Origin of the sequence: Mesorhizobium sp. NBSH29 (assembly GCF_015500055.1) — a bacterium.
Classification (GTDB): domain Bacteria; phylum Pseudomonadota; class Alphaproteobacteria; order Rhizobiales; family Rhizobiaceae; genus Neomesorhizobium.
In genome coordinates this window covers 2,906,614-2,928,194 of sequence record NZ_CP045492.1, presented here as the reverse complement: position 1 = coordinate 2,928,194, position 21,581 = coordinate 2,906,614, and the positions used below count along the sequence as shown (strand labels likewise).

29 protein-coding genes and 1 riboswitch are annotated in these 21,581 nt (G+C 58.1%); of the genes, 25 read left to right on the top strand and 4 right to left on the bottom strand.

Annotation, left to right across the window (positions count from 1 at the left end):
* Positions 1-8: 8 nt before the first annotated feature.
* From rplX to GA830_RS14465, 20 genes are all read left to right on the top strand, one after another.
* Positions 9-323, top strand: a complete 315-nt coding sequence (rplX, locus tag GA830_RS14560) for a 50S ribosomal protein L24 (protein ID WP_195162528.1) — start codon at positions 9-11, stop codon at positions 321-323.
* Positions 316-873 (top strand): 50S ribosomal protein L5, encoded by a 558-nt coding sequence (rplE, locus tag GA830_RS14555; protein ID WP_195162527.1) that lies wholly within the window; start codon positions 316-318, stop codon positions 871-873. The genes rplX and rplE overlap by 8 nt, the downstream gene beginning before the upstream one ends.
* Positions 874-899: 26 nt before the next feature.
* Positions 900-1,205: a 30S ribosomal protein S14 gene (gene rpsN, locus GA830_RS14550; protein WP_195162526.1), complete on the top strand. Its 306-nt coding sequence runs from the start codon at positions 900-902 to the stop codon at positions 1,203-1,205.
* 12 nt (positions 1,206-1,217) lie between these two features.
* Positions 1,218-1,616 carry a 30S ribosomal protein S8 gene (gene rpsH / locus GA830_RS14545; protein WP_195162525.1) on the top strand — a complete coding sequence of 133 codons (399 nt, stop codon included), beginning with the start codon at positions 1,218-1,220 and terminating at the stop codon, positions 1,614-1,616.
* A gap of 36 nt (positions 1,617-1,652) precedes the next feature.
* Positions 1,653-2,186, top strand: a complete 534-nt coding sequence (gene rplF, locus GA830_RS14540; RefSeq protein ID WP_195162524.1) for a 50S ribosomal protein L6 — start codon at positions 1,653-1,655, stop codon at positions 2,184-2,186.
* Positions 2,187-2,347: 161 nt separating this feature from the next.
* Entirely contained in the window at positions 2,348-2,707 is a 360-nt protein-coding gene (gene rplR / locus GA830_RS14535; RefSeq protein ID WP_195162523.1) for a 50S ribosomal protein L18, read from the top strand.
* A gap of 78 nt (positions 2,708-2,785) precedes the next feature.
* Positions 2,786-3,352 (top strand): 30S ribosomal protein S5, encoded by a 567-nt coding sequence (rpsE, locus tag GA830_RS14530; RefSeq protein ID WP_195162522.1) that lies wholly within the window; start codon positions 2,786-2,788, stop codon positions 3,350-3,352.
* Between the two features lie 22 nt (positions 3,353-3,374).
* Complete coding sequence (rpmD, locus tag GA830_RS14525) at positions 3,375-3,572, top strand: 50S ribosomal protein L30 (protein WP_195162521.1); 198 nt, start codon at positions 3,375-3,377, stop codon at positions 3,570-3,572.
* Between the two features lie 22 nt (positions 3,573-3,594).
* Positions 3,595-4,071 (top strand): 50S ribosomal protein L15, encoded by a 477-nt coding sequence (gene rplO, locus GA830_RS14520; protein WP_195162520.1) that lies wholly within the window; start codon positions 3,595-3,597, stop codon positions 4,069-4,071.
* A gap of 207 nt (positions 4,072-4,278) precedes the next feature.
* On the top strand, positions 4,279-5,619 hold the full coding sequence (secY, locus tag GA830_RS14515) for a preprotein translocase subunit SecY (protein WP_195162519.1): 1,341 nt from the start codon (positions 4,279-4,281) through the stop codon (positions 5,617-5,619).
* Positions 5,616-6,209 carry an adenylate kinase gene (locus GA830_RS14510; protein ID WP_195162518.1) on the top strand — a complete coding sequence of 198 codons (594 nt, stop codon included), beginning with the start codon at positions 5,616-5,618 and terminating at the stop codon, positions 6,207-6,209. The genes secY and GA830_RS14510 overlap by 4 nt, the downstream gene beginning before the upstream one ends.
* Before the next feature lie 196 nt (positions 6,210-6,405).
* Positions 6,406-6,774: a 30S ribosomal protein S13 gene (gene rpsM, locus GA830_RS14505; RefSeq protein WP_195162517.1), complete on the top strand. Its 369-nt coding sequence runs from the start codon at positions 6,406-6,408 to the stop codon at positions 6,772-6,774.
* Positions 6,775-6,885: 111 nt separating this feature from the next.
* Positions 6,886-7,275, top strand: coding sequence for a 30S ribosomal protein S11 (gene rpsK, locus GA830_RS14500; RefSeq protein ID WP_023799279.1), 390 nt, complete (start codon positions 6,886-6,888; stop codon positions 7,273-7,275).
* Positions 7,276-7,378: 103 nt separating this feature from the next.
* Complete coding sequence (locus GA830_RS14495; protein ID WP_195162516.1) at positions 7,379-8,389, top strand: DNA-directed RNA polymerase subunit alpha; 1,011 nt, start codon at positions 7,379-7,381, stop codon at positions 8,387-8,389.
* Positions 8,390-8,526: 137 nt separating this feature from the next.
* Entirely contained in the window at positions 8,527-8,958 is a 432-nt protein-coding gene (rplQ, locus tag GA830_RS14490) for a 50S ribosomal protein L17 (RefSeq protein WP_195162515.1), read from the top strand.
* 137 nt (positions 8,959-9,095) lie between these two features.
* The gene (locus tag GA830_RS14485; protein WP_195162514.1) at positions 9,096-10,637 is read left to right on the top strand and encodes a DegQ family serine endoprotease; all 1,542 of its coding nucleotides are present in this window, start codon (positions 9,096-9,098) and stop codon (positions 10,635-10,637) included.
* Positions 10,634-11,953 (top strand): replication-associated recombination protein A, encoded by a 1,320-nt coding sequence (locus GA830_RS14480; RefSeq protein WP_374939273.1) that lies wholly within the window; start codon positions 10,634-10,636, stop codon positions 11,951-11,953. The genes GA830_RS14485 and GA830_RS14480 overlap by 4 nt, the downstream gene beginning before the upstream one ends.
* Before the next feature lie 14 nt (positions 11,954-11,967).
* A complete protein-coding gene (gene crcB, locus GA830_RS14475; protein ID WP_195162513.1) occupies positions 11,968-12,342 on the top strand; it encodes a fluoride efflux transporter CrcB in 375 nt (124 codons plus the stop codon).
* Between the two features lie 40 nt (positions 12,343-12,382).
* Positions 12,383-13,369 carry an RluA family pseudouridine synthase gene (locus GA830_RS14470; RefSeq protein ID WP_195162512.1) on the top strand — a complete coding sequence of 329 codons (987 nt, stop codon included), beginning with the start codon at positions 12,383-12,385 and terminating at the stop codon, positions 13,367-13,369.
* A gap of 6 nt (positions 13,370-13,375) precedes the next feature.
* Complete coding sequence (locus GA830_RS14465; RefSeq protein WP_195162511.1) at positions 13,376-14,170, top strand: ATP12 family chaperone protein; 795 nt, start codon at positions 13,376-13,378, stop codon at positions 14,168-14,170.
* A 3-nt stretch (positions 14,171-14,173) separates the two neighbouring features.
* Here GA830_RS14465 and GA830_RS14460 read toward each other — a convergent pair whose 3' ends face one another.
* The 3 genes from GA830_RS14460 to GA830_RS14450 all read right to left on the bottom strand — a co-directional run bounded on the left by GA830_RS14460 (position 14,174) and on the right by GA830_RS14450 (position 16,692).
* Positions 14,174-14,533: a YggT family protein gene (locus tag GA830_RS14460; protein WP_210330835.1), complete on the bottom strand. Its 360-nt coding sequence runs from the start codon at positions 14,531-14,533 to the stop codon at positions 14,174-14,176.
* A gap of 70 nt (positions 14,534-14,603) precedes the next feature.
* Positions 14,604-16,421, bottom strand: a complete 1,818-nt coding sequence (locus tag GA830_RS14455) for a sodium:solute symporter family protein (RefSeq protein ID WP_195162510.1) — start codon at positions 16,419-16,421, stop codon at positions 14,604-14,606.
* 7 nt (positions 16,422-16,428) lie between these two features.
* Positions 16,429-16,692 (bottom strand): DUF4212 domain-containing protein, encoded by a 264-nt coding sequence (locus GA830_RS14450; RefSeq protein ID WP_195162509.1) that lies wholly within the window; start codon positions 16,690-16,692, stop codon positions 16,429-16,431.
* Between the two features lie 138 nt (positions 16,693-16,830).
* Here GA830_RS14450 and GA830_RS14445 point away from each other — a divergent pair, with 138 nt between their 5' ends.
* Positions 16,831-17,529, top strand: a complete 699-nt coding sequence (locus tag GA830_RS14445; RefSeq protein WP_258045441.1) for a hypothetical protein — start codon at positions 16,831-16,833, stop codon at positions 17,527-17,529.
* Positions 17,530-17,585: 56 nt separating this feature from the next.
* Here the strand turns inward: GA830_RS14445 and GA830_RS14440 are convergent, their stop codons facing one another.
* A complete protein-coding gene (locus GA830_RS14440; protein ID WP_195162508.1) occupies positions 17,586-17,780 on the bottom strand; it encodes a DUF2735 domain-containing protein in 195 nt (64 codons plus the stop codon).
* A gap of 65 nt (positions 17,781-17,845) precedes the next feature.
* Here GA830_RS14440 and GA830_RS14435 point away from each other — a divergent pair, with 65 nt between their 5' ends.
* The 4 genes from GA830_RS14435 (at position 17,846) to GA830_RS14420 (ending at position 21,566) form a co-directional block, all read left to right on the top strand.
* Positions 17,846-18,259 carry a hypothetical protein gene (locus GA830_RS14435; RefSeq protein ID WP_195162507.1) on the top strand — a complete coding sequence of 138 codons (414 nt, stop codon included), beginning with the start codon at positions 17,846-17,848 and terminating at the stop codon, positions 18,257-18,259.
* Positions 18,180-19,220 carry a glutamine synthetase beta-grasp domain-containing protein gene (locus GA830_RS14430; RefSeq protein WP_195162506.1) on the top strand — a complete coding sequence of 347 codons (1,041 nt, stop codon included), beginning with the start codon at positions 18,180-18,182 and terminating at the stop codon, positions 19,218-19,220. The genes GA830_RS14435 and GA830_RS14430 overlap by 80 nt, the downstream gene beginning before the upstream one ends.
* Positions 19,221-19,441: 221 nt before the next feature.
* A riboswitch (cobalamin riboswitch) is annotated at positions 19,442-19,653 on the top strand.
* Positions 19,654-19,755: 102 nt separating this feature from the next.
* Complete coding sequence (locus tag GA830_RS14425; RefSeq protein ID WP_195162505.1) at positions 19,756-20,601, top strand: ABC transporter ATP-binding protein; 846 nt, start codon at positions 19,756-19,758, stop codon at positions 20,599-20,601.
* 17 nt (positions 20,602-20,618) lie between these two features.
* On the top strand, positions 20,619-21,566 hold the full coding sequence (locus GA830_RS14420) for an ABC transporter substrate-binding protein (RefSeq protein WP_258045440.1): 948 nt from the start codon (positions 20,619-20,621) through the stop codon (positions 21,564-21,566).
* Positions 21,567-21,581: the final 15 nt, after the last annotated feature.

Below are 21,581 nucleotides of genomic sequence, written 5' to 3'. Positions count from 1 at the left end.
GAGCCGACATGCAAAAAATCCGTAAAGGCGACAAGGTCGTCGTGCTTGCCGGCAAGGACAAAGGCCGTTCAGGCGAAGTGGTTCGGATGATCCCGAAGGACGACAAGGCTGTCGTTCGTGGTGTCAACATGATCCGCCGTCACCAGAAGCAGTCCCAGACCCAAGAGGGCGGGATTATTAGCAAAGAAGCGCCTATTCACCTGTCGAACATCGCGCTCGTCGACCCCAAGGATGGCAAGCCGACTCGCGTTGGTTTCCAGGTCCAGAAGGACGGCAAGAAGGTGCGCGTGGCGAAGCGTTCAGGAGAAGTCATCAATGGCTAAGGCACAAAACCAGCCGCGCTTGAAGCTGCAGTACAACGAGACGATCCGCAAGGCGCTTCTCGAGCAGTTCAAGTACGACAACGAGATGCAGGTTCCGCGTCTCGATAAGATTGTCATCAACATGGGCGTGGGCGAGGCAACTGCCGATTCCAAGAAGCCTTCCGTTGCTGCCGAAGATCTTGCCATGATCGCCGGCCAGAAGGCCGTCATCACACGTGCCCGCCAGTCGATTGCCGGCTTTAAGGTACGTGAGCAGATGCCGATCGGTGCAAAGGTGACGCTTCGTAAAGAGCGCATGTACGAATTTCTCGACCGCCTGGTCACGATCGCGCTACCACGCGTTCGAGATTTCCGCGGCCTGAACCCCAAGAGCTTTGACGGCCGTGGCAACTTTGCCATGGGCATCAAGGAACATCTCGTGTTTCCCGAGATCAACTACGACAAGGTTGATCAGGTTTGGGGAATGGACATCATCGTTTGTACGACCGCCAAAACGGACGACGAAGCCCGGGCTCTGCTCAAGGCTTTCAACTTCCCCTTCCGGCAGTAACGGCAGCGAGAAAAAGGAAAATCTGAATGGCAAAGACCAGCTCAGTCGAAAAGAACAATCATCGCCGCAAGCTCGTGGCCCAGTATGCTGAAAAGCGCGCTGCGCTGAAGGCTATCATCATGGACCAGAAGCTGCCGATCGAAGAGCGTTTCCGCGCCCAGCTGAAGCTGGCTGCGCTGCCACGCAATTCGGCACGCAATCGTATTCGCAACCGTTGTGAAGTGACGGGCCGCCCGCGCGCCTTTTACCGCAAGTTGAGAATGTCTCGTATCGCGCTGCGCGACCTTGGCAATTCGGGGCAGATCCCCGGGCTCGTCAAGTCGAGCTGGTAAGGAGGGCGAACCATGTCTTTAAGTGATCCTCTCGGCGATATGCTGACCCGTATCCGCAACGCCTATGGCCGTCGCAAAAACACGGTGTCCACGCCGGCTTCGCGCCTGCGCGCTCGCGTTCTCGACGTTCTAAAGTCGGAAGGCTATATCCGTGACTACAGCCAGACCGATTTCGACAACGGCAAGTCTGAAATCGAGATCGAGCTAAAATACTACGAAGGCCAGCCGGTGATCCGCGAAATCGCGCGCGTCTCCAAGCCAGGCCGTCGGGTCTATGTTTCGGTGAAGTCGATTCCTTCCGTCGCCAATGGTCTTGGCATCTCGATCCTTTCGACACCGAAGGGCGTGATGGCTGACCACGAAGCACGTGAACAGAATGTCGGCGGCGAAATCCTCTGCCAGATTTTCTGATCCGGCTGAATTAAGAACAGGAACGAGGACAAGAACATGTCTCGTATTGGCAAGAAACCCGTATCGGTGCCGCAGGGCGTTTCGGCTAGCGTAAGCGGCCAGACAGTCTCGGCAAAGGGTCCGAAAGGCGAACTGAAGTTCGTCGTCAACGACGAAGTGCTGGTCAAGATGGAAGGCGAAGAGATCGCCGTCCAGCCACGTGACCAATCGAAAGTGGCACGCTCCAAGTGGGGCATGTCGCGGACGCAGATCGTCAACATCCTGACCGGCGTGAAGGATGGCTTCGAAAAGAAGCTCGAAATCACCGGCGTTGGTTATCGCGCTGCCATGCAGGGAAAAAATCTCCAGCTGGCACTGGGCTTTAGCCATGATGTCGTCTATGAGACGCCTGAAGGCGTGACAATCACTGTGGCGAAGCCGACGGAAATTACCATCGCTGGCATCGACAAGCAGCAGGTTGGTCAGGTTGCCGCAGAAATCCGCAAGTACCGCGGGCCGGAGCCTTACAAGGGCAAGGGCGTTCGGTATGCTGGCGAGAAAATCGTCCGCAAGGAAGGCAAGAAGAAGTAATATCAAGTGGGGAATGGTGAATGGTGAGATGGCAATTTTGCCATTTTTCCATTCACCATTCGCCGTTTACTCAGATGAAACGCCGCGGAATGCTGCCGCGGGAGGCTTAAAAAGAGCCTACCGCCTATGGCAGCGTCCGTTTGTTGAAGGCAGGAACGAACATGGCTACCAAAGAATCGATTCAGCGTCGCGCGCAGCGCGTTCGCCGTCAGCTTAAGAAAGTTTCGGGCGATCGTCCCCGTCTTTCCGTGCATCGCTCATCCAAGCACATTTATGCTCAAATTATTGACGATGCGAACGGCCACACGGTGGCTGCCGCCTCAACGCTTGAGAAGGACCTGAAGGGTTCGCTCAAGACCGGCGCCGATACTGCCGCTGCTGCCGCTGTCGGCAAACTTTTGGCCGAGCGTGCGTCGAAGGCCGGCGTCAAGAATGTCGTCTTTGATCGTGGCCCGTACATCTATCACGGCCGTGTCAAGGCGCTTGCCGAAGCTGCCCGTGAAGGCGGCCTGAGCTTCTAATCAGCCGGACGGCGACCCAATGAGGCGCTCGTCCATTCATCAACCCCGTGCTTCCGGAAAAGAATAAGGAACAGGATAATGGCACAAGAACGTAGGGATGGTGGCGGCCGCGGCCGTGACCGTGAAGAGCGCGACAGCGAATTTGTCGACAAGCTCGTCCACATCAACCGTGTCGCCAAAGTCGTCAAGGGCGGCCGGCGTTTCGGTTTTGCAGCTCTCGTCGTCGTTGGCGATCAAAAGGGCCGCGTTGGTTTTGGCCACGGCAAGGCGCGTGAAGTGCCCGAGGCTATCCGCAAGGCAACAGAAGCTGCCAAGCGCGACATGATTTTCGTGCCGCTGCGTTCGGGCCGTACGCTCCATCACGACGTCGAAGGACGCTGGGGTGCGGGCCGCGTCCTGCTGCGCGCTGCCAAGGTTGGTACCGGCATTATCGCCGGTGGTCCGATGCGCGCTGTCTTCGAGACGCTCGGCATGCATGACGTGGTGGCCAAGTCGATGGGTTCGTCGAACCCGTACAACATGGTTCGCGCCACGTTCGATGCGCTGAAGAGCCAGCTGCATCCGAAAGATGTCGCCGCCCAGCGTGGTATCAAGTATTCGACGCTCCAGGCACGCCGCGGTACCGCGGTTGCCGCGGAAGAATAGTCGTAGGACCAGGGACATGACCATGGCCATTAAACCAACCAAGACGATTACCGTCGAACAGATCGGAAGCCCGATCCGTCGGCCGAAAGAGCAGCGCGCAACGCTGGTCGGACTCGGCCTTAACAAGATGCACAAGCAGCGCACTTTGGAGGATACTCCTTCGGTTCGCGGCATGATTGCAGCCGTGCAGCATCTCGTCCGTATTGTGGACGAGGCATAGCGCCGGGCCGAGGAGAAGTATCATGAAACTCAATGAATTGCGTGACAATGAAGGCGCAACGCACTCCAAGAAGCGCGTTGGCCGTGGTATCGGCTCGGGCACCGGCAAGACCGGTGGTCGTGGTGTAAAAGGCCAGAAGGCGCGTTCCGGCGTTGCCATCAATGGCTTTGAGGGTGGCCAGATGCCACTCTATCGCCGCCTCCCAAAGCGTGGCTTCAAGAACATATTTTCCAAAGACTTCAATACCGTATCGCTTGGCCGTATACAGACGGCGATTGATGCCAAGAAGCTCGATGCCAAAGAGACTGTGACAGTCGACGCTTTGATAAAAGCTGGCGTCATCCGTCGCGCCAAGGATGGCGTGCGGCTTCTGGCCGACGGTGAACTGAAGGCAAAAGTTGCCTTTGACATTGCCGGCGCGTCCAAGACCGCCATCGAAAAGGTCGAGAAGGCCGGCGGTTCGGTCAAACTGCCTGAAGCGGCAGCTAAAGCCGAGTAACAACCGAGCCGAGCGGCCCTTGCCAAAATCTTGTCGCCGCGGCAGCGCGGCGGCGATTGGCAGAAAGCGCGTTGCGCAGTACCGCTCGAATGGCAGTTTCGCTTTTCGAGCCTGTGCGACCCGCCAGCCGCTTGCATCTTTGCCAGCCGCAGCCTATCTCGAGGCTTCGGCGACGTGCGCCTGACGCGAAGAAGCGGAGACTTTTTTATGGCATCGGCAGCCGAGCAATTCGCCTCCAATCTCAATTTTTCAGCTTTTGCGAAAGCGGAAGATCTCAAGAAGCGCATCTGGTTCACGCTCGGTGCGCTTTTGGTCTATCGGCTTGGAACATATATTCCGCTGCCGGGAATCAATCCGGACGCCTTCGCACAGGCGTTCAAGCAACAGTCGGGCGGTGTGCTTGGCATGTTCAACATGTTTGCCGGCGGCGCAGTCGAACGCATGGCGATCTTCGCGCTTGGCATTATGCCTTACATTTCGGCCTCCATCATCATGCAGCTCATGACGTCGGTTGTGCCGACGCTTGAAGCGCTGAAGAAAGAGGGCGAGCAGGGCCGCAAGGTCATCAATCAATACACGCGCTACGGCACGGTGCTTCTGGCGATTGTACAGGCCTATGGCATCTCGGTTGGTTTGGAGGGTGGCAATGGCATTGTCACCGATCCAGGCATATTCTTCCGCGTTTCCGCAGTGATCACCCTTGTCGGTGGCACTATGTTCCTGATGTGGCTTGGCGAGCAGATCACCGCGCGTGGCATCGGCAACGGCATTTCGCTGATCATCTTTGCGGGCATTGTTGCCGGCCTGCCGCACGCGATCAGCGGCACGCTTGAGCTGGGACGCACCGGCGCCCTGTCGACCGGGATTATCCTTGCGATCATCGTTCTTGCCATTGTCGTTATCGCTGTCATCGTGTTTTTCGAGCGCGCGCAGCGGCGACTGCTGATCCAGTATCCGAAGCGCCAGGTTGGTAACCGGATGTTCCAGGGCGATACCTCGCATCTGCCGCTGAAGCTCAACACTGCCGGCGTCATTCCGCCAATCTTTGCATCGTCGCTGCTGCTGTTGCCTGCAACACTTGCCGGCTTCTCGGACGCGTCGACACTGCCCGGGTGGGCCGGCACGATCTTGGCGACGCTTGGTCACGGGCAGCCGCTCTATATGGCGCTCTATGCCGCGATGATTGCATTCTTTGCGTTCTTCTACACGGCCATCGTCTTCAATCCGAAGGATACGGCTGATCAGCTTAAGAAGCATTCGGGCTTCATCCCGGGATACCGTCCGGGCGAGCGCACTGCTGAATATATCGACTATGTGCTGACGCGGATCACTGTCATCGGTGCTCTCTACCTCGTTGTTGTGTGCATGCTGCCGGAGTTTCTGATTTCGGCGACCGGCGTTCCGTTTTATCTCGGTGGGACATCGCTGCTGATCGTGGTGAGCGTCACGCTCGACACGGTTGCGCAGATCCAGGGGCACCTGATTGCCCACCAATATGAGGGGCTGATCAAAAAATCGAAGCTCCGAGGCGGGAAGAGGGGACGATGAGGTTAATTTTGCTTGGGCCGCCAGGGGCGGGTAAGGGGACGCAAGCACAGAGACTGGTCGAAACACACGGCATTCCGCAACTTTCCACTGGTGACATGTTGCGAGCGGCTGTGAGTGCGGGAACGGCTGTTGGGCTGCGGGCCAAGGCGGTGATGGATGCGGGCGAACTGGTTTCCGACGCCATTGTCAACGCGATTGTCGCCGAGCGAATCGGCGAATCAGACTGCGCCAGCGGTTTTATCCTCGACGGCTATCCGCGCACACTGGCGCAGGCCGATGCTGTGGAGGCCATGCTGGCCGAACGCGGGCTGAAACTCGACGCCGTGATAGAACTGGTTGTCGATGACAAGGCGCTGGTGGGGCGAATCATTAAGCGCGCCGATGCGGCCAGAGCCGCCGGCCAGCCGGTACGCAAAGACGACAATGCCGAAGTGTTCGAAGAACGGCTGCGTGAATATTACAAGAAGACGTCGCCGCTGATCGGCTATTATCACGCCAAGGGCAAACTTGTCGGTGTGGACGGTATGGCTGACATGGATTCAGTGACCGCCCAGATCGAAACGATCGTTAAACAGGTCGCCAAGAGCTGAGGATCACCTGAAGGGCTCTGTCGGTTGACAGAAGGGCATCGCTGGACTATAGCGCGCCATCTCCCATTCAGGCCTGTTGCTTGATGTCCGCGAGGATATTCAAGCTTCATTGATAAGAGAACCTCGCATGAGCCGGCCTCCACCGGACGCGGGTAAATGCAATTTGCCGGTAAATCCGGCCGACATGGAGAAGAAGATGGCCCGTATAGCAGGCGTCAATATTCCGACCAACAAGCGCGTGATTATCGCGTTGCAGTACATTCACGGTATCGGTTCGAAGTTCGCTTCCGAGATCGTCGAGAAGGTCGGGATCCCGGCAGAGCGTCGCGTCAATCAATTGACGGATGCCGAAATCCTTTCAATTCGCGAGACCATCGACCGCGACTATCAGGTCGAGGGCGACCTGCGCCGCGAAGTTTCGATGAACATCAAGCGTCTGATGGACCTTGGCTGCTACCGCGGCCTGCGTCACCGCCGCTCGCTGCCCGTTCGCGGTCAGCGTACGCACACCAATGCCCGCACCCGCAAGGGTCCGGCAAAGGCGATTGCTGGCAAGAAAAAGTAATTTGGTGAATGGTGAACGGTGGTTTTGAACGTTCACCATTTCACCATTCACTATTCACCATGGTGTAGCCGCTGGCATTACGGCGGTGTTTAGATCAACGGAAGGACTATCATGGCCAAGGAAGCCACACGCGTTCGCCGCCGCGAACGGAAAAATATTTCGTCGGGCGTGGCACACGTCAACTCGACTTTCAACAACACCATGATCACCATCACCGACGCACAGGGCAACTCGATTGCCTGGTCGTCGGCTGGCGCTCAGGGTTTCAAGGGTTCGCGTAAATCGACCCCGTTTGCTGCACAGATGGCTGCCGAAGACGTTGCCAAGAAGGCGCAGGAACATGGCATGCGGATGCTGGAAGTCGAAGTTTGCGGACCCGGTTCGGGCCGTGAATCAGCACTCCGCGCGTTGCAGGCTGCAGGTTTCACCATCACATCAATCCGTGATGTGACGCCAATTCCGCACAATGGCTGCCGCCCGCGCAAGAAGCGCCGCGTCTAACCTCTATTTTTCACCCTCTGCATGAGCGCCATGGCGCTCCTCTGCGGTTTTCCAGATTGCCGGCCACGATTGGATGGTGGCCGGAAGCCGGAAGGAAGAACGAATGATCCAGAAAAATTGGCAAGAACTGATCAAGCCGAACAAGGTCGAGTTCCAGTCGAAGAAGAAGACGCTGACAACTCTCGTTGCCGAGCCGCTGGAGCGGGGCTTTGGCCTGACGCTCGGCAATGCGCTGCGCCGCGTGCTGTTGTCCTCGCTGCGCGGTGCTGCCGTGACGGCGGTTCAGATCGACGGCGTGCTGCACGAGTTCTCATCGATTGCCGGCGTGCGTGAAGACGTCACCGACATCGTGCTTAACATCAAGGAAATCGCAGTTAAGATGGAAGGCGATGGCCCCAAGCGCATGGTTGTGCGCAAGCAGGGACCAGGCGCTGTCACCGCAGGCGACATTCAGACGGTCGGCGATGTGGAAATTCTCAACCCCGACCACGTGATCTGCACGCTGGACGAAGGTGCTGAAATCCGCATGGAGTTCACCATCGACACCGGCAAGGGCTATGTGCCTGCTGACCGCAACCGTGCCGAAGACGCGCCGATCGGGCTTATCCCAGTCGACAGCCTTTACTCGCCGGTCAAGAAGGTTTCCTACAAGGTCGAAAACACCCGTGAGGGCCAGGTTCTCGACTATGACAAGCTGACCATGACGATCGAGACCAATGGCTCGGTCACCGGCGAAGACGCCGTTGCCTTTGCAGCGCGCATCCTGCAGGACCAGCTTGGTCTGTTCGTCAACTTCGACGAACCGCAGAAGGCGCAGCCTGAAGAACAGGTCACCGAGCTGGCGTTCAATCCGGCGTTGCTCAAGAAGGTCGACGAGCTGGAACTTTCAGTGCGTTCAGCCAACTGCCTGAAGAACGACAACATTGTCTACATCGGCGATTTGATCCAGAAGACGGAAGCAGAGATGCTGCGCACTCCGAACTTTGGCCGCAAGTCGCTGAACGAGATCAAGGAAGTTCTCGCGGCGATGGGCCTACATCTGGGCATGGAAGTGCCCGACTGGCCGCCTGAGAACATCGAAGATCTCGCCAAGCGTTACGAAGACCAGTATTGAACGGTGAGGGCGTGAATGGTGAATTGTGAATGGTGATCGGTACGCTGCTCTGGCAGTTCCGAGACTCCATTGACCCTTTCACCGTTCACCATTCACCACCCGAAACGGGTGCCCTGCACCAAACCTAGGAGAAGGCCATGCGCCATGGATTTACCGGTCGCCGGCTTGGCCGCAGCGTCAGCCACCGCAAGGCTCTTTTTGCGAACCTGTCGGGCTCGCTGATCGAGCACGAGCAGATTGTCACCACGCTTCAGAAGGCCAAGGATTTACGTCCTATCGTCGAGAAGCTGGTCACGCTTGGAAAGCGCGGCGATCTGCATGCACGCCGTCAGGCGATTGCACAGATCCGCAACGAGACGTTGGTGAAGCGTCTGTTCGACACGATTGCTCCGCGTTATGCGCAGCGCAATGGTGGTTATCTGCGCATCATGAAGGCGGGTTTCCGCCACGGTGACAACGCGGCGATGGCGGTGATCGAATTCGTTGATCGCGACACCGCAGCCAAGGGCGCCGGCGACCGGGCCCGTCTGGAAGCGGAAGCTGTCGAAGGTGATAGCGAAGCGGCGTAAGCCACAACGCAGATACTGCGAGACTTGGAGGGGGCCCTTGCGGGCCCCTTTGCTATGGGGCCGCAGAATGGCCGATTGGCCTTTCATTTTGCATATTCCTCGTGACAATGGCCGCACTTTCCAACCGAGGAATCGTCATGCCGTTTTTCCATGCCCGGTCTATTGCCATCGCCACAGTTTTGACCGCCGCCGTGTTGGGCGCGGCGCTACCAGGTCATGCACAAGACAGCTCCGCCAAGGGGCTTGGCGAGGTGCTGTCGGACTTTTTGCGAGGCAAAAAGTCTGAAGAGGTGCCGGTTGCACCTGCTCCCGCATCTCCGGCGCCAATGGCACCACAGCCGGCAGGGCCCGTGGCCGAGAGCAAGCGACTTCCCTTCAGCCGAGATGAGGTTCAGCTTTCCTTTGCTCCGCTCGTGAAGGAGACCGCACCCGCTGTGGTGAACGTTTACGCCTCGCAGCAGGTGCGCGCGCGGTCGCCGTTCCAGGGCGATCCATTCTTCGAACGCTTCTTTGGCGATCAAATGCCACCGCGCGTGCAGTCCTCGCTGGGTTCCGGCGTGCTGGTTGATTCGAGCGGGCTGGTGGTGACCAATTTTCACGTCATCCGGGATGCGGACGAAGTTAAGGTGGCAACCGCTGACGGGCGCGAATTCGAGAGCAAGGTGTTGCTCAAGGATGAATCGCTTGATCTGGCGGTGCTCAAGATCGAAGCCAAGGAACCGTTTCCAGCACTTTCGATCGGGGATTCTGATGCGCTTGAGGTCGGCGATCTTGTGCTTGCCATCGGCAATCCGTTCGGGGTCGGCCAGACAACGACCAGCGGCATTGTGTCGGCCCTGGCGCGCTCACATATCGGCGTGTCGGATTTCGGTTTCTTCATTCAGACAGATGCGGCGATCAATCCGGGCAATTCAGGTGGTGCGTTGGTGGCTATGGGCGGCAAGCTGATCGGCATCAACACGGCGATATACAGCCGCAGCGGTGGCTCGATCGGTATCGGCTTTGCGATCCCATCCAACATTGTACGCGCCGTGGTGGATTCTGCCCGCAACGGCAGCGACTATTTCGAGCGTCCCTTTATTGGCGCCGGCTTCGAGGCAGTGACGGCTCAGATCGCCGAAGCGCTGGGGCTCGGACGTCCGCAAGGCGCGCTGGTGGCTTCCGTCATCGCTGACGGACCGGCTGCCAAGGGTGGGCTGAAGGCCGGCGATGTCATTCTGGCGATGAATACCATTCCCATCGAACATGTCGATGCGTTGGGCTATCGGCTGGCAACACAGGCAATCGGCAGTAGTGTCGAATTCAAGGTGTTGAGCGGCGGCGCGGAAAAGATACTTACAGTGGGCTTGATCCGTGCCCCTGAGGGTGAAACGCCCGCGCAGGTGTCGATTGATGGATCCAGCCCGTTTGCAGGCACAACAGTGGCGCTCCTGTCGCCGCGCCTTTCCCAAAAGCTGCGGATGCCCGACCAGGTGACCGGCGTGGTGGTTGTCGGCATCAAGCGCAATTCGCCCGCTGCACGATCGGGCTTTATGCCCCGTGACATCGTGCGTGAGGTCAATGGCACCACAATCAAGACTGCCGACGACCTTGTAAAAGCAGCCGCTGAAGAAAGCCGCTGGTGGCGCTTTACCGTAGAGCGCGAGGGGCGTCTGATGCGACAGGTTTTGCGATATTGAGCGATCTGTTTGCCAGCGACGCTCCCGAGAAGCAGGCGGCAGGCCGGCCGCTGGCCGATCGCCTGCGGCCAGCGACGCTGGGCGAGGTTGTGGGCCAGGAGCACCTGACCGGCGAGGAAGGTGCGCTCAGCCGCATGATCGCGTCGGGTTCGCTCGGATCGATGATTTTTTGGGGGCCGCCCGGCACTGGCAAGACAACCGTGGCGCGGCTGCTGGCCGGCCAGACCGAACTGGCCTTCGAACAGATTTCAGCGATTTTCTCAGGTGTGGCTGACTTGAAGAAGGTCTTCGAATCCGCGAGATTGCGGCGCACCAATGGCCGGCAGACCTTGCTATTCGTAGACGAGATTCACCGCTTCAACCGGGCGCAGCAGGATTCGTTTTTGCCTGTGATGGAGGATGGCACCGTTATTCTGGTCGGTGCGACGACCGAAAATCCTTCCTTTGAATTGAATGCCGCCTTGTTGTCGCGCGCGCGTGTGCTGACGTTCCAGGCGTTGTCCGAAGACAGTATCCTGCAACTGCTTGAGCGTGCTGAGACCGTCGAGGGCAGAGCCTTGCCACTGGATGAGGATGCGCGCGCCATGCTGTTGCGCATGGCTGATGGTGACGGGCGCGCGGCGCTGACGCTTGGCGAGGAAGTCTGGCGCGCTGCACGGACCGGCGAGATTTTTGATGCCGTCATGCTACAGCGCATCGTGCAGAGGCGCGCACCCGTCTATGACAAGGGGCAGGACGGTCATTACAACCTGATTTCGGCGCTGCACAAATCCGTGCGCGGGTCTGATCCGGACGCTGCGCTTTACTATCTCGCCCGGATGTTCGACGCCGGGGAAGACCCACTCTATCTCGGCCGTCGATTGGTGCGTATGGCGGTCGAGGATATCGGGCTAGCCGACCCGCAGGCACTCGTAATCGCCAATGCAGCCAAGGATGCCTATGATTATCTCGGTTCGCCCGAGGGGGAACTCGCGTTCGCGCAGGCCTGTGTCTACCTTGCCACGGCACCGAAATCGAATGCCGTCTACAATGCTTTCAAGGCGGCTACGCGGGCGGCCAAGGAGAACGGTTCTCTGCTGCCGCCCAAGCATATTTTGAACGCGCCGACCAAGCTGATGAAGGATGAGGCGTATGGTCAGGGGTATCAATATGACCACGACCAGCCCGACGCTTTTTCCGGGCAGGACTATTTCCCCGAGAAGATGGGCCGGCAGCAGTTTTATGATCCGCCCGACCGGGGCTTTGAGCGCGATCTCAAGAAGCGGCTGGAGTATTGGGCCCGGCTGAGGAAAGAGCGGTCGGGTTCAGGAACCTGACGGACGGGGGAAACATGCAGATCTTGTTCGTAGCCATGGGCGGCGCCATCGGTGCGTCGCTGCGCCATCTTTTTAATGTTGGTGCGCTGAGGCTTGCCGGAGCCGGGTTTCCTTTCGGCACGCTGGTTGTCAACATTATCGGTTCTTTTGCGATGGGACTTTTCATCGAACTTCTGGCGCGTCGCTTCGATGCATCGAACGAGCTTCGGCTGTTTGTCGCGACCGGGATTTTAGGCGGGTTCACCACATTTTCCGCATTTTCGCTTGATTTTGCGGTTCTGTGGCAGCGTGGGGAGACGCTGACGGCATTTGGTTATGCTATGGGTAGCGTCGTTGTGTCCATTGCGGCGCTGTTTGCAGGATTGTGGCTCGCAAGAAGCCTCGCCTGATGCTATCCCGCCCGATTAAACGATAAGGCACCGATATATTATGGCAGGCGTTGAACTGATAGCGGTGGAAGCCGGTGAGACGGGTATGCGGCTTGACCGCTGGTTCAAGACGCATTTTCCAGGACTTGGCTTCGTGCAATTGCAGAAGCTTTTACGCTCTGGTCAGGTGCGCGTAGATGGCGGTCGCGCCAAAACCGACACGCGTGTGGAGCCGGGCCAGATGATCCGCATTCCGCCGCTTGGCGTCGACCGCAAGGAGGCCGGGTCGATGACCGGCCATTCAATCCGTAACCAGGATGACGGCGATGTGCTGTCCAAAATGCTGTTGCACGAGGATGCCAAGGTTTTTGTCTTCAACAAGCCGGCTGGGCTAGCAGTTCAGGGTGGTTCAGGCGTCACCCGTAATGTGGATGACATGCTAGAGGCGTGGCGCAGCAAGAAGGGCGAGAAGCCGCGTCTTGTGCATCGGCTGGACCGCGATACCTCAGGTGTTCTGGTGGTGGCGCGCACGCGGCTTGCTGCGATGAAACTTTCGGAGTCGTTTCGTGCGCGTGAAACCAAGAAAACCTATTGGGCGCTGGTCAAGGGCGTACCTCCCAAGCGGGAGGATAAGATCTCCACCTGGCTGATCAAGGAACCGACGCCGGATGGCGACCGGGTGCGTGTGGCCAAGCATGGCGAGAAGGGGGCCGATCATGCGGTGTCCTACTACCGGGTGATCGAACAAGCTGCGCAAACGCTGACCTGGCTGGAGATGGAGCCCTACACCGGGCGCACCCATCAACTGCGCGTCCATGCTGCGCATTTTGGCTGCCCTATCATTGGCGACCCGAAATATTTCGAGGCAGATACCAATTGGGATTTTCCGGGCGGCGTCCAGAACCGGCTGCATCTGCACGCGCGCCGTATCGTTATCCCTCATCCCGACAAGGGCTATATAGATGTGACCGCACCAATGCCGCCGCACATGCGCCAGAGCTGGAACCTGATCGGCTTTGACGAAGCAAGTGCCGAGGAAGAGGGCTGATTTGTCATGCGAGATATTCTGACTGACCTTGAAGCGGGAAAATTCCTGTCTGATCCCGATCCGGTGCGGCGTGCACAGATCCAGATGAAGCGGCCGCTGCCGAAGCGGTTTTACACGGCTGTCACCGTAGCCGAGGGACCGGACGGGGTCTTTGCGGTCCATCTGGACGGAAAGCCGGTGCGCACGCCCGGAAAGGCGCTGTTGGCGCTGCCGACTGGTCGGGCAGCACAACTGGTGGCCGATGAGTTTGCCGCGCAGGCCGAGACGATTGATCCGGTGTCAATGCCGGTGATGCGGCTGGTCAACACCGCGCTCGACGGTGTGACGCTGGATCCACAGGCGGTGCTGGAAGATATATTGCGCTTCGCATCCTCCGACATGCTTTGTTACCGCGCCGATGGACCGGTAGCATTGGTGGAGCGTGAGAACGCGGCGTGGGACGGGCTACTGGATTGGGCCCGCGCGAGCCTTGGCGCGCGCTTTGTGCTTGCGGAAGGGGTGGTGCATGTCGAGCAGCCGCGTGAAGCAATTGCGGCGATCGGAATTCATCTCAGCCAGCGCGCCGAACCATTGAGGCTTGCGGCGCTGCATCTGATGACATCGATTACAGGATCTGCGGTTCTTGCCCTTGCAGTCGATTTCCAGGAGCGCGACTTGGACAGCGCCTGGGTGGCCGCCCATGTCGATGAGGACTGGAATGTGGAGCAATGGGGTGCCGACGCCGAGGCGGTGGCACGTATGGCCGGGCGCAAACGCGACTTTACGGCAGCTTTCAACGTGCTGGACGCGCTGCGCGGCTGATTGTCAGCTGCCGCCGAAAGTCTGGTAGAGCCATTGGGCCACGTCGCTTTCAAGCGGAAATGACAGCATTCCCATGACCGAATAGCCCAGCAGCCAGGGCATCAGGTAGAATCGGATCATGAAGAAGAACCAGGCGACAAAGATCGGCACCAGCGGGTCGATCAGGAACCCCGGCGTAATTGGCCGGAATACCCGCAGGACCGGGTTAGTCGCCTTCACAAACACCTTGTTGAAGAAGAATTCTGAGTTTTCGGGCAAAAAGACGCCCATAGCCGCGCGGCCGATCAACGTCCACATGACGATACCAAGCACATAGTCGAGCACGATCACCCAAAGCGGGTGGATGTAGATCAGATCTTCCAACGATGGGTCCCCCGGTATCAAAAACAAGGGCGGGACTGTCGTCCCGCCCTCATATTACTCAATGGGCCAATCAGTGGCCGGCTGCAAGGATCGTCTTGCCGCTCGGGATGCGCACTTCGTCGACCATGTCCTGGATCTCCTTGGATGGTGCACGCGTCATCAGCGTAACCACGACCATGGCGACCAGGCTGACGGTCATGCCGACGATGCCGAAGCGAACGTCGTCAAGACCGAACCAAGGTGTCATGATCTTGTTAAAGACCAGATACAGGTAGAGCGAACCGGAGACAAAACCGGCAACCATGCCGGCGATTGCGCCTTCGGTATTGGCACGTTTCCACCAAATGCCGAGCACCAGCGGGAAGAACAGACCCGAACAGGCAAAGTCGAATGCCCAAGCCACGGCGCCCAAAATACCAGTCAACTTCAGCGAGGCGACAAGAGCTGCGGCAGCGCCGATGAAGAGAAGCAACACACGGGCAACGATGAGCCGGCGACGGGTATCCGCCTTCGGATCGATCATCTTGTAGTAAAGATCATGCGACAAGGCATTGGCGATGGCGAGCAGCAGACCGTCTGCCGTTGACATGGCGGCAGCAAGACCACCGGCAGCCACAAGGCCGGAAATCACATAGGGAAGCCCCGCGATTTCAGGCGTTGCAAGCACCACGATGTCCGGGCGCATGAAGAATTCGTTCAACTGGACGATGCCGTCGCCGTTCTGGTCGGCAACAGCTAGCATGCCGACCGAACTCCAGTGCTTTACCCACTCCAGATTAGAGACTTCCTCGAACGCCTTTCCGATAACCGAAGTCGGCAGATTGGGATCGAGAAGCTGCAGCTTCGTTAGCGTGGCAAGGGCCGGCGCCGAGAAGTACAGGAGGAAGATGAAGAGCAACGACCAGCCAACTGAGCGGCGTGCAGAGCGGACGGACGGGGTAGTAAAGTAGCGCATAAGAATGTGTGGCAGCGATGCGGTGCCGGCCATCATACAGATGGCAAGCGAGACCATTGCCCAACCCTTGCCCTCTGGAGCGTTGGCCGGATTGACCAGCACCGAGACGCCGGGAATGGCTTCGAGTGCAGGCTTGAGGCCGTACTGCGCTTCCAGTTCGGCGATGCGGTGGACTGCTTCACCGTAGGAGAAGTGTGGAATGATGCCAAAGCCCTGCTTGTTCGACATCCAGATGATAGGCACCAGATAGGCGATGATCAAAACGATGTACTGCGCCACCTGAGTCCAGGTGACGCCGCGCATTCCACCCAGCATCGAGCAGATAAAGATGCCGATCAGGCCAAGCCAGACGCCGAACTCGAACGGAATGCCGAGTGTCTGGGCTGCAATTGTTCCTGTCGCGTTGATCTGCGCCGTCACATAGGTGAACGACGCCACAACAAGAATGATGACGGCGCAAAGACGGGCAACATTGCCGCCGTAACGCGTTCCGACGAAATCCGGCACTGTGTAGCAGCCGAATTTGCGCAGGTAGGGAGCCATCAACGAGTTGACCAGCACGTAGCCGCCGGTCCAGCCGACGATGTAGCCGAGATAGGGATAGCCACCGAAGTAAACACCACCTGCGAGTGCGACGAAGGAGGCGCCCGACATCCAGTCGGCTGCGGTGGCCATGCCGTTATAGAGGGCAGGGACCTCGCGACCGGCGACGTAGTAAGCGTCGACTTCTGCCGTGCGCGACAACCAGCCGATGACAGCATAGATGGCGATGGTGAACATCAGGAACCCGATGCCGATCGCCTGCGCGCCCATGCCCATCTTTTCGAGCAAAGCCATGAAGGCGAAAAAGACCAGGAAACCGAGTGTATAAAGCGCGTAGACCTTACCGAGGTTGTCGATAAAGCGACCGCTTTTTGCTTCTTGTATAGCCATGATCGCCCTACTCCCCGCCGACGCCGAATTCGTCGTCGATCTTGTCCTGGCGCCAGTTCTGGAACCAGATCAGTGCGACGAAGACGATCAGCGAGCCTTGAACGCTCATGTAATAGCCGAGCGGAAAGCCGAGGAACGTTGTTGCGTTCAGCGTGCTTGCCATCGACGGCAGGATAATTGCGAAAAGCGCCCAGACCGCCAAAACCAGAAATGTAAGATTTCTGGTCTTCTCCCAATGGCGATCCATAGCACCAGCATCTTTGCTAGGCATGGTTCGTGTCCTCCCTCGAACGCATACCGACAGGATGTCGGCATGCCGACGGCCCGGTCCAAATGAATCGGCCCCCTTTTCATTGTTTACAGTGTCGTCACAATCGCCGAAATAATCCTATCGTAGCATTTGCACAGCATGGGGAGATCAGCCATCTCAAGCCGCATGAACGATTTTGTCGATCAAATGACAGAAGCTGGTCGCTGGGTTCGTGACAGCTGGAACCGGCTGTCTGTTCGACGTGACACGGGCCCAATCAATGATTCCGAACTGCTGGCGGATTTTGTCACAACGCGCGCAGCGCTGGTGACGCAGAAAAAGCTCTACGGCTATCTCAAGGAGCGCATCGGAATGCGTTATCCGAAAATGTTCGCGGACGAAGAATTTTCGCGCTCGATCAACATTGCCAAGATGCAGGTTTTCGCAGCATCTCTGGCGGATTTAACCATCCATTGTGTTGCCCATGTGGGCACGGACCAGAGGCTCGAGCAGGGCGATTTCAATGCATTGGCGGTCTGGTGTTATGGCCAAGGTGTTGCCGCCAATGAAGAACAGGCGCCCAATGCGGTGACCGTTTCGCGCTGGCTCTCAGAATTCGGAGCACGCGCCGATAAGGCCAATTGGCACAACATCGCCGCCGGCGCCTCGGCCTTCACCGAGAGCCCAAAAGCGCTGATCCGCTGGGCGCCGATTGCCGATGAGCACAAAAATTATGACCGCGAAATTGTCGAGAATTCGATGCGGTTTGCGTGGAACGAGGTCCGCACCGAATTTCGCGAACGGCTTGATGCCGCAGCGGTGAGCTCTGACTGGAAAAGTCGATCGAAGCCGGACTGACGGAAACCAAAAAAACTTTTTGAAACAGCATGATAGGAGATTTTATCGCACGCTTGTCAGCTGTGGTGTGGCTTGTCTTCCTCGCCTATCGCTGCGTCATGGTACCACGCGTCCAATGCCACGAGGGCGGCACGCGATGGTTCGCGACATTGCGGCGTTTCAGAAATCACACCAGTCCACGGCGCGCCGGCGCGGAGTTTTACTGGAAACTGGTAGATTTGCGCTGTTTGGCCTTGAATATTATAGGTCATTGTTGCTGCCCTTTTTTATACAGTTGCGGCAGAGCGATCTCTGACAATATAGGCGTGCTTTTGAAATGAGCAACAAGCTCATGCAAATTGCCATTTCTGATCATTTTGTGAGCACCTTTTACTTGTGCCTGCTGGGCAATCACAAGCCGGCGCGCCTATCCCAGCGCAGCCAAGTGCATTTTGGCGTGAAACACGAAGGTTCAAGGACCCCAACGGCGGCAACAGTGTCCAAACAGCTCGAAACCCGGCGGATCGCAGGCCTCTTTGGCGGCGAAGTGTTGCAATTGTTCGACGGGCGCGCATTTGGCACGCTGCTTGCTTTTCTGATGGCGGGAGGGTGGCACATGCTGCGTGTCCATCCAGCGAACCACGAATTGAAATCGTCTTTGCGAGGTCGGCATGACAAAATACAAGCTCGAATATATCTGGCTCGATGGCTACACGCCGGCGCCCAATCTGCGTGGCAAAACGCAGATTAAGGAATTCGATTGTTTCCCGACGCTGGAGCAAATGCCGCTTTGGGGTTTTGACGGGTCGTCGACCATGCAGGCCGAAGGTCGCAGTTCCGATTGTGTGTTGAAGCCGGTCAGGGTTTTCCCGGACGGCGCGCGCACCAACGGCGTTCTGGTGATGTGCGAAGTGATGATGCCGGATGGCGAGACACCGCACCCTTCCAACAGCCGCTCCACCGTTCTGGATGATGACGGCGCGTGGTTCGGTTTTGAGCAGGAGTATTTCTTCTACAAGGATGGTCGTCCGCTCGGTTTCCCGGCTGCCGGCTTCCCGCCGCCGCAGGGTCCTTATTACACGGGCGTCGGCTATTCCAATGTCGGCTCTGTGGCGCGCAAGATTGTCGAGGAACATCTCGACCTGTGTCTTTATGCCGGCATCAACCATGAGGGTATCAATGCCGAAGTGGCGAAGGGCCAGTGGGAATTCCAGATCTTTGGCAAGGGCTCTAAGTGCGCTGCTGACGAGATGTGGATGGCCCGCTATCTGATGCAGCGCCTGTGCGAACAATATGAGATCGATATCGAATACCACTGCAAACCGCTAGGCGACACCGACTGGAATGGCTCTGGCATGCATGCCAACTTCTCGACCGTCTATATGCGCGAAGTGGGCGGCAAGGAGTATTTCGAAAATCTGATGGCTGCCTTTGACAAGAACCTTATGGACCATATTGCGGTCTACGGTCCCGACAACGACAAACGCCTGACCGGGAAACATGAAACTGCGCCGTGGAACAAGTTCAGCTACGGCATCGCGGACCGAGGAGCCTCGATCCGCGTGCCGCATTCGTTCGCTCGTAACGGCTACAGGGGCTATCTGGAAGACCGGCGCCCCAACAGTCAGGGCGACCCTTACCAGATTGCCTCGCAGATACTGAAGACAATCTCGGAAGTGCCGCTTGAAGGTACCGCGAAGGTGGCTGCATAGGCTTTTTTCCGTGTTAAATTTTACGGCCCGGCGGGAAACTTCCGGGTCCTCTTTTTGTGTGCCGGAGCTAAATCTTCGCTGTATCGATGTGGCTTAACTTACTCTTGGATGGGGAGTTGAGCATTCCGAAAATTTTGACAGGATCAACCATCTCATCTTCATATCGAAGTTTGAGCAGGCAAACTTCGATATGCTGGCGCTTGTGCAGATGACGCGAAGAAGCTAGCGTTTGGCACGATGGTGCCCGGAGTCGCAAGGCTTCGGGTGAAAAGGGAATGCGGTGCGGTTGACCTCATCAACCCAATCCGCAGCTGCCCCCGCAACTGTGAGCGGATAGCCTGACACCGGATTTGCCACTGGCCGAAAGGCCGGGAAGGCGGGTGAAAGGTAATGACCCGCGAGCCAGGAGACCTGCCATCTGACTGAGACGACCGGACGGGGTGTGCCGGGAAGCGTTGCTCAAGCTTCCGTGCGCCCTGCGCGCCCCGGTCTGCCAGCATCCTTCCCGAACGAAAGTGTGGGATGGAATTGTCGGATGGACGCGATTTGCGACCTGCCTGCCGAGAATGTTAAGTGCGAACCCGCTTTGCCGAGCACGCCGGTGCGCGAGGTGGTGGTTTCCGCGCAAGGTCTTGGACTTGCCGTGCGGGGAGGCCAGAAGCTGGTCGAAAATATCTCTCTCAGGATTAATACCGGCGCGCGGCTGGCGATCATCGGGCCCAACGGTGCGGGCAAGACCACTCTTCTGAAGATTCTGGCGGGACTGATCCCGGCTGGAGCGGGTGTGGTAAAGCTGTTTGGTCAGCCGATCCATTCCATCACGCGACGCGAGCGGGCCCGCATGCTAGCAGTGGTTGGCCAGAGCGATGCGCCCCACGGGCGTATCCGTCTGTCTGATTATGTAGGGCTTGGCCGGGTACCACATACCGGCCAGTCCACGGCGACCGACGATCTGGAACATGTCGATGAAGCCCTTGTGCGTGTCGGGCTTCACGGCAAGCGCGACCGGGAACTTTGCCAGCTTTCGGGCGGCGAGCGGCAAAGGGCCCATATTGCGCGCGCGCTGGCGCAGCAGCCCAAAATTCTCTTCCTCGACGAGCCAACAAACCATCTCGATCTGAAAGCACGCGGCGAGCTGATGGCACTCGTGGCCCGGCTCGGCCTGACGGTGATCGCTGTCCTGCACGATCTGGCGCTGGTGCCAGACTTTGCCACCGATGTTCTGGTCTTGGAGGATGGACGCGCAGTCGCGTCCGGCTCGCCCGCGCAAGCGCTGTCACCGGCTACCGTTCGCGACGTCTTCGGGCTGGAGGTTCTGCGCCTGCGCCACCCGACACAACAGCGAGACATTACAGTCTTTGATCTTCCTGATAATTTCTGAAACCGGAGTTTGACCCGTTGAAACGCTTTGGCCTTGTCTGCACCAATCTGCTGATTGCACTACCCGCATTTGGGTTTCCTGTAACCGTACAGAATTGCGGTGTACCGCTCACCTTCGATGCCGCCCCGAGCCGAGCAATTATCCACGATCTCAACATGTCGGAAATGGCGTTTGCGCTGGATCTTCAGCCTTCCATCGTCGGTGTGACCGGTATTTCGGGCTGGTATAAGTTCAGCCCGGAATTCGAGGCTCTGCGCAAGGATATTCCCGAACTTGCGCCGAAACATGCCTCGATCGAAACGCTGATCGCCGCCAAGCCCGATTTTTTCTTTGCCGGCTGGAATTACGGCATGCGCGTGGGTGGCGAAGTGACGCCCGAGCGGTTGGAGGCTTATGGGATCAAGACGCTGGTGCTGACTGAAAGCTGCATCCATGTCGATAAAAATCGGCCGCGCGCGTCGATGGAGCTGTTGTTCGGAGACATGGAGCGGCTCGGCAAGGTTTTTGGCAAGGAGCAAGAGGCCGCGAGGTTGATTGCAGGTTGGCGCGCCGAGCTTGCGGATATCGCTGCCAAAGCAGGAAAGAATGAGCCAATTAGGGTATTTCTCTACGATTCGGGCGAGGACAAGCCGTTCACAGCCGGGAAGTTCGCCATGCCAACGGCGTTGATCGAGGCCGCCGGCGGTGTCAACATCATGGAAGATCTGGAGACAAGCTGGGTCAGCACCGACTGGGAGACGGTTGCGATGCGCAATCCGCCTTTCATCGTCCTGCTCGACTACCAGGATGGCAGCGGGCCGCAGAAGATGATTGACTTTCTCACTGCGCACCCGGCGATGAAACAGACCGAAGCGGTAAAAAATGGCCGCTACCTGTCGTTGCGCTACGCTGAATTGACGCCCGGGCCGGCCAACATTCCAGCGATTGCTAAACTTGCCAAAGCGCTTCACCCGGAAGCGTTTTGAGCGACCGCAGCCGGT

Bases quoted from the DNA above. Each gene is read 5' to 3' on its own strand.
- GA830_RS14450 (WP_195162509.1), bottom strand. From the start codon at position 16,692: ATGCCTAGCAAAGATGCTGGTGCTATGGATCGCCATTGGGAGAAGACC.
- GA830_RS14430 (WP_195162506.1), top strand. From the start codon at position 18,180: ATGACAAAATACAAGCTCGAATATATCTGGCTCGATGGCTACACGCCG.
- rpsH (WP_195162525.1), top strand. From the start codon at position 1,218: ATGTCTTTAAGTGATCCTCTCGGCGATATGCTGACCCGTATCCGCAAC.
- rpsN (WP_195162526.1), top strand. From the start codon at position 900: ATGGCAAAGACCAGCTCAGTCGAAAAGAACAATCATCGCCGCAAGCTC.
- rpmD (WP_195162521.1), top strand. From the start codon at position 3,375: ATGGCCATTAAACCAACCAAGACGATTACCGTCGAACAGATCGGAAGC.
- rplF (WP_195162524.1), top strand. From the start codon at position 1,653: ATGTCTCGTATTGGCAAGAAACCCGTATCGGTGCCGCAGGGCGTTTCG.
- crcB (WP_195162513.1), top strand. From the start codon at position 11,968: ATGCAGATCTTGTTCGTAGCCATGGGCGGCGCCATCGGTGCGTCGCTG.
- rplX (WP_195162528.1), top strand. From the start codon at position 9: ATGCAAAAAATCCGTAAAGGCGACAAGGTCGTCGTGCTTGCCGGCAAG.
- rplQ (WP_195162515.1), top strand. From the start codon at position 8,527: ATGCGCCATGGATTTACCGGTCGCCGGCTTGGCCGCAGCGTCAGCCAC.
- rpsE (WP_195162522.1), top strand. From the start codon at position 2,786: ATGGCACAAGAACGTAGGGATGGTGGCGGCCGCGGCCGTGACCGTGAA.
- GA830_RS14485 (WP_195162514.1), top strand. From the start codon at position 9,096: ATGCCGTTTTTCCATGCCCGGTCTATTGCCATCGCCACAGTTTTGACC.
- rplR (WP_195162523.1), top strand. From the start codon at position 2,348: ATGGCTACCAAAGAATCGATTCAGCGTCGCGCGCAGCGCGTTCGCCGT.
- GA830_RS14425 (WP_195162505.1), top strand. From the start codon at position 19,756: ATGGACGCGATTTGCGACCTGCCTGCCGAGAATGTTAAGTGCGAACCC.
- GA830_RS14455 (WP_195162510.1), bottom strand. From the start codon at position 16,421: ATGGCTATACAAGAAGCAAAAAGCGGTCGCTTTATCGACAACCTCGGT.
- GA830_RS14465 (WP_195162511.1), top strand. From the start codon at position 13,376: ATGCGAGATATTCTGACTGACCTTGAAGCGGGAAAATTCCTGTCTGAT.
- GA830_RS14495 (WP_195162516.1), top strand. From the start codon at position 7,379: ATGATCCAGAAAAATTGGCAAGAACTGATCAAGCCGAACAAGGTCGAG.
- GA830_RS14440 (WP_195162508.1), bottom strand. From the start codon at position 17,780: ATGACCTATAATATTCAAGGCCAAACAGCGCAAATCTACCAGTTTCCA.
- rpsK (WP_023799279.1), top strand. From the start codon at position 6,886: ATGGCCAAGGAAGCCACACGCGTTCGCCGCCGCGAACGGAAAAATATT.
- GA830_RS14445 (WP_258045441.1), top strand. From the start codon at position 16,831: ATGGGGAGATCAGCCATCTCAAGCCGCATGAACGATTTTGTCGATCAA.
- GA830_RS14470 (WP_195162512.1), top strand. From the start codon at position 12,383: ATGGCAGGCGTTGAACTGATAGCGGTGGAAGCCGGTGAGACGGGTATG.
- GA830_RS14435 (WP_195162507.1), top strand. From the start codon at position 17,846: ATGAGCAACAAGCTCATGCAAATTGCCATTTCTGATCATTTTGTGAGC.
- GA830_RS14510 (WP_195162518.1), top strand. From the start codon at position 5,616: ATGAGGTTAATTTTGCTTGGGCCGCCAGGGGCGGGTAAGGGGACGCAA.
- rplE (WP_195162527.1), top strand. From the start codon at position 316: ATGGCTAAGGCACAAAACCAGCCGCGCTTGAAGCTGCAGTACAACGAG.
- secY (WP_195162519.1), top strand. From the start codon at position 4,279: ATGGCATCGGCAGCCGAGCAATTCGCCTCCAATCTCAATTTTTCAGCT.
- rpsM (WP_195162517.1), top strand. From the start codon at position 6,406: ATGGCCCGTATAGCAGGCGTCAATATTCCGACCAACAAGCGCGTGATT.
- rplO (WP_195162520.1), top strand. From the start codon at position 3,595: ATGAAACTCAATGAATTGCGTGACAATGAAGGCGCAACGCACTCCAAG.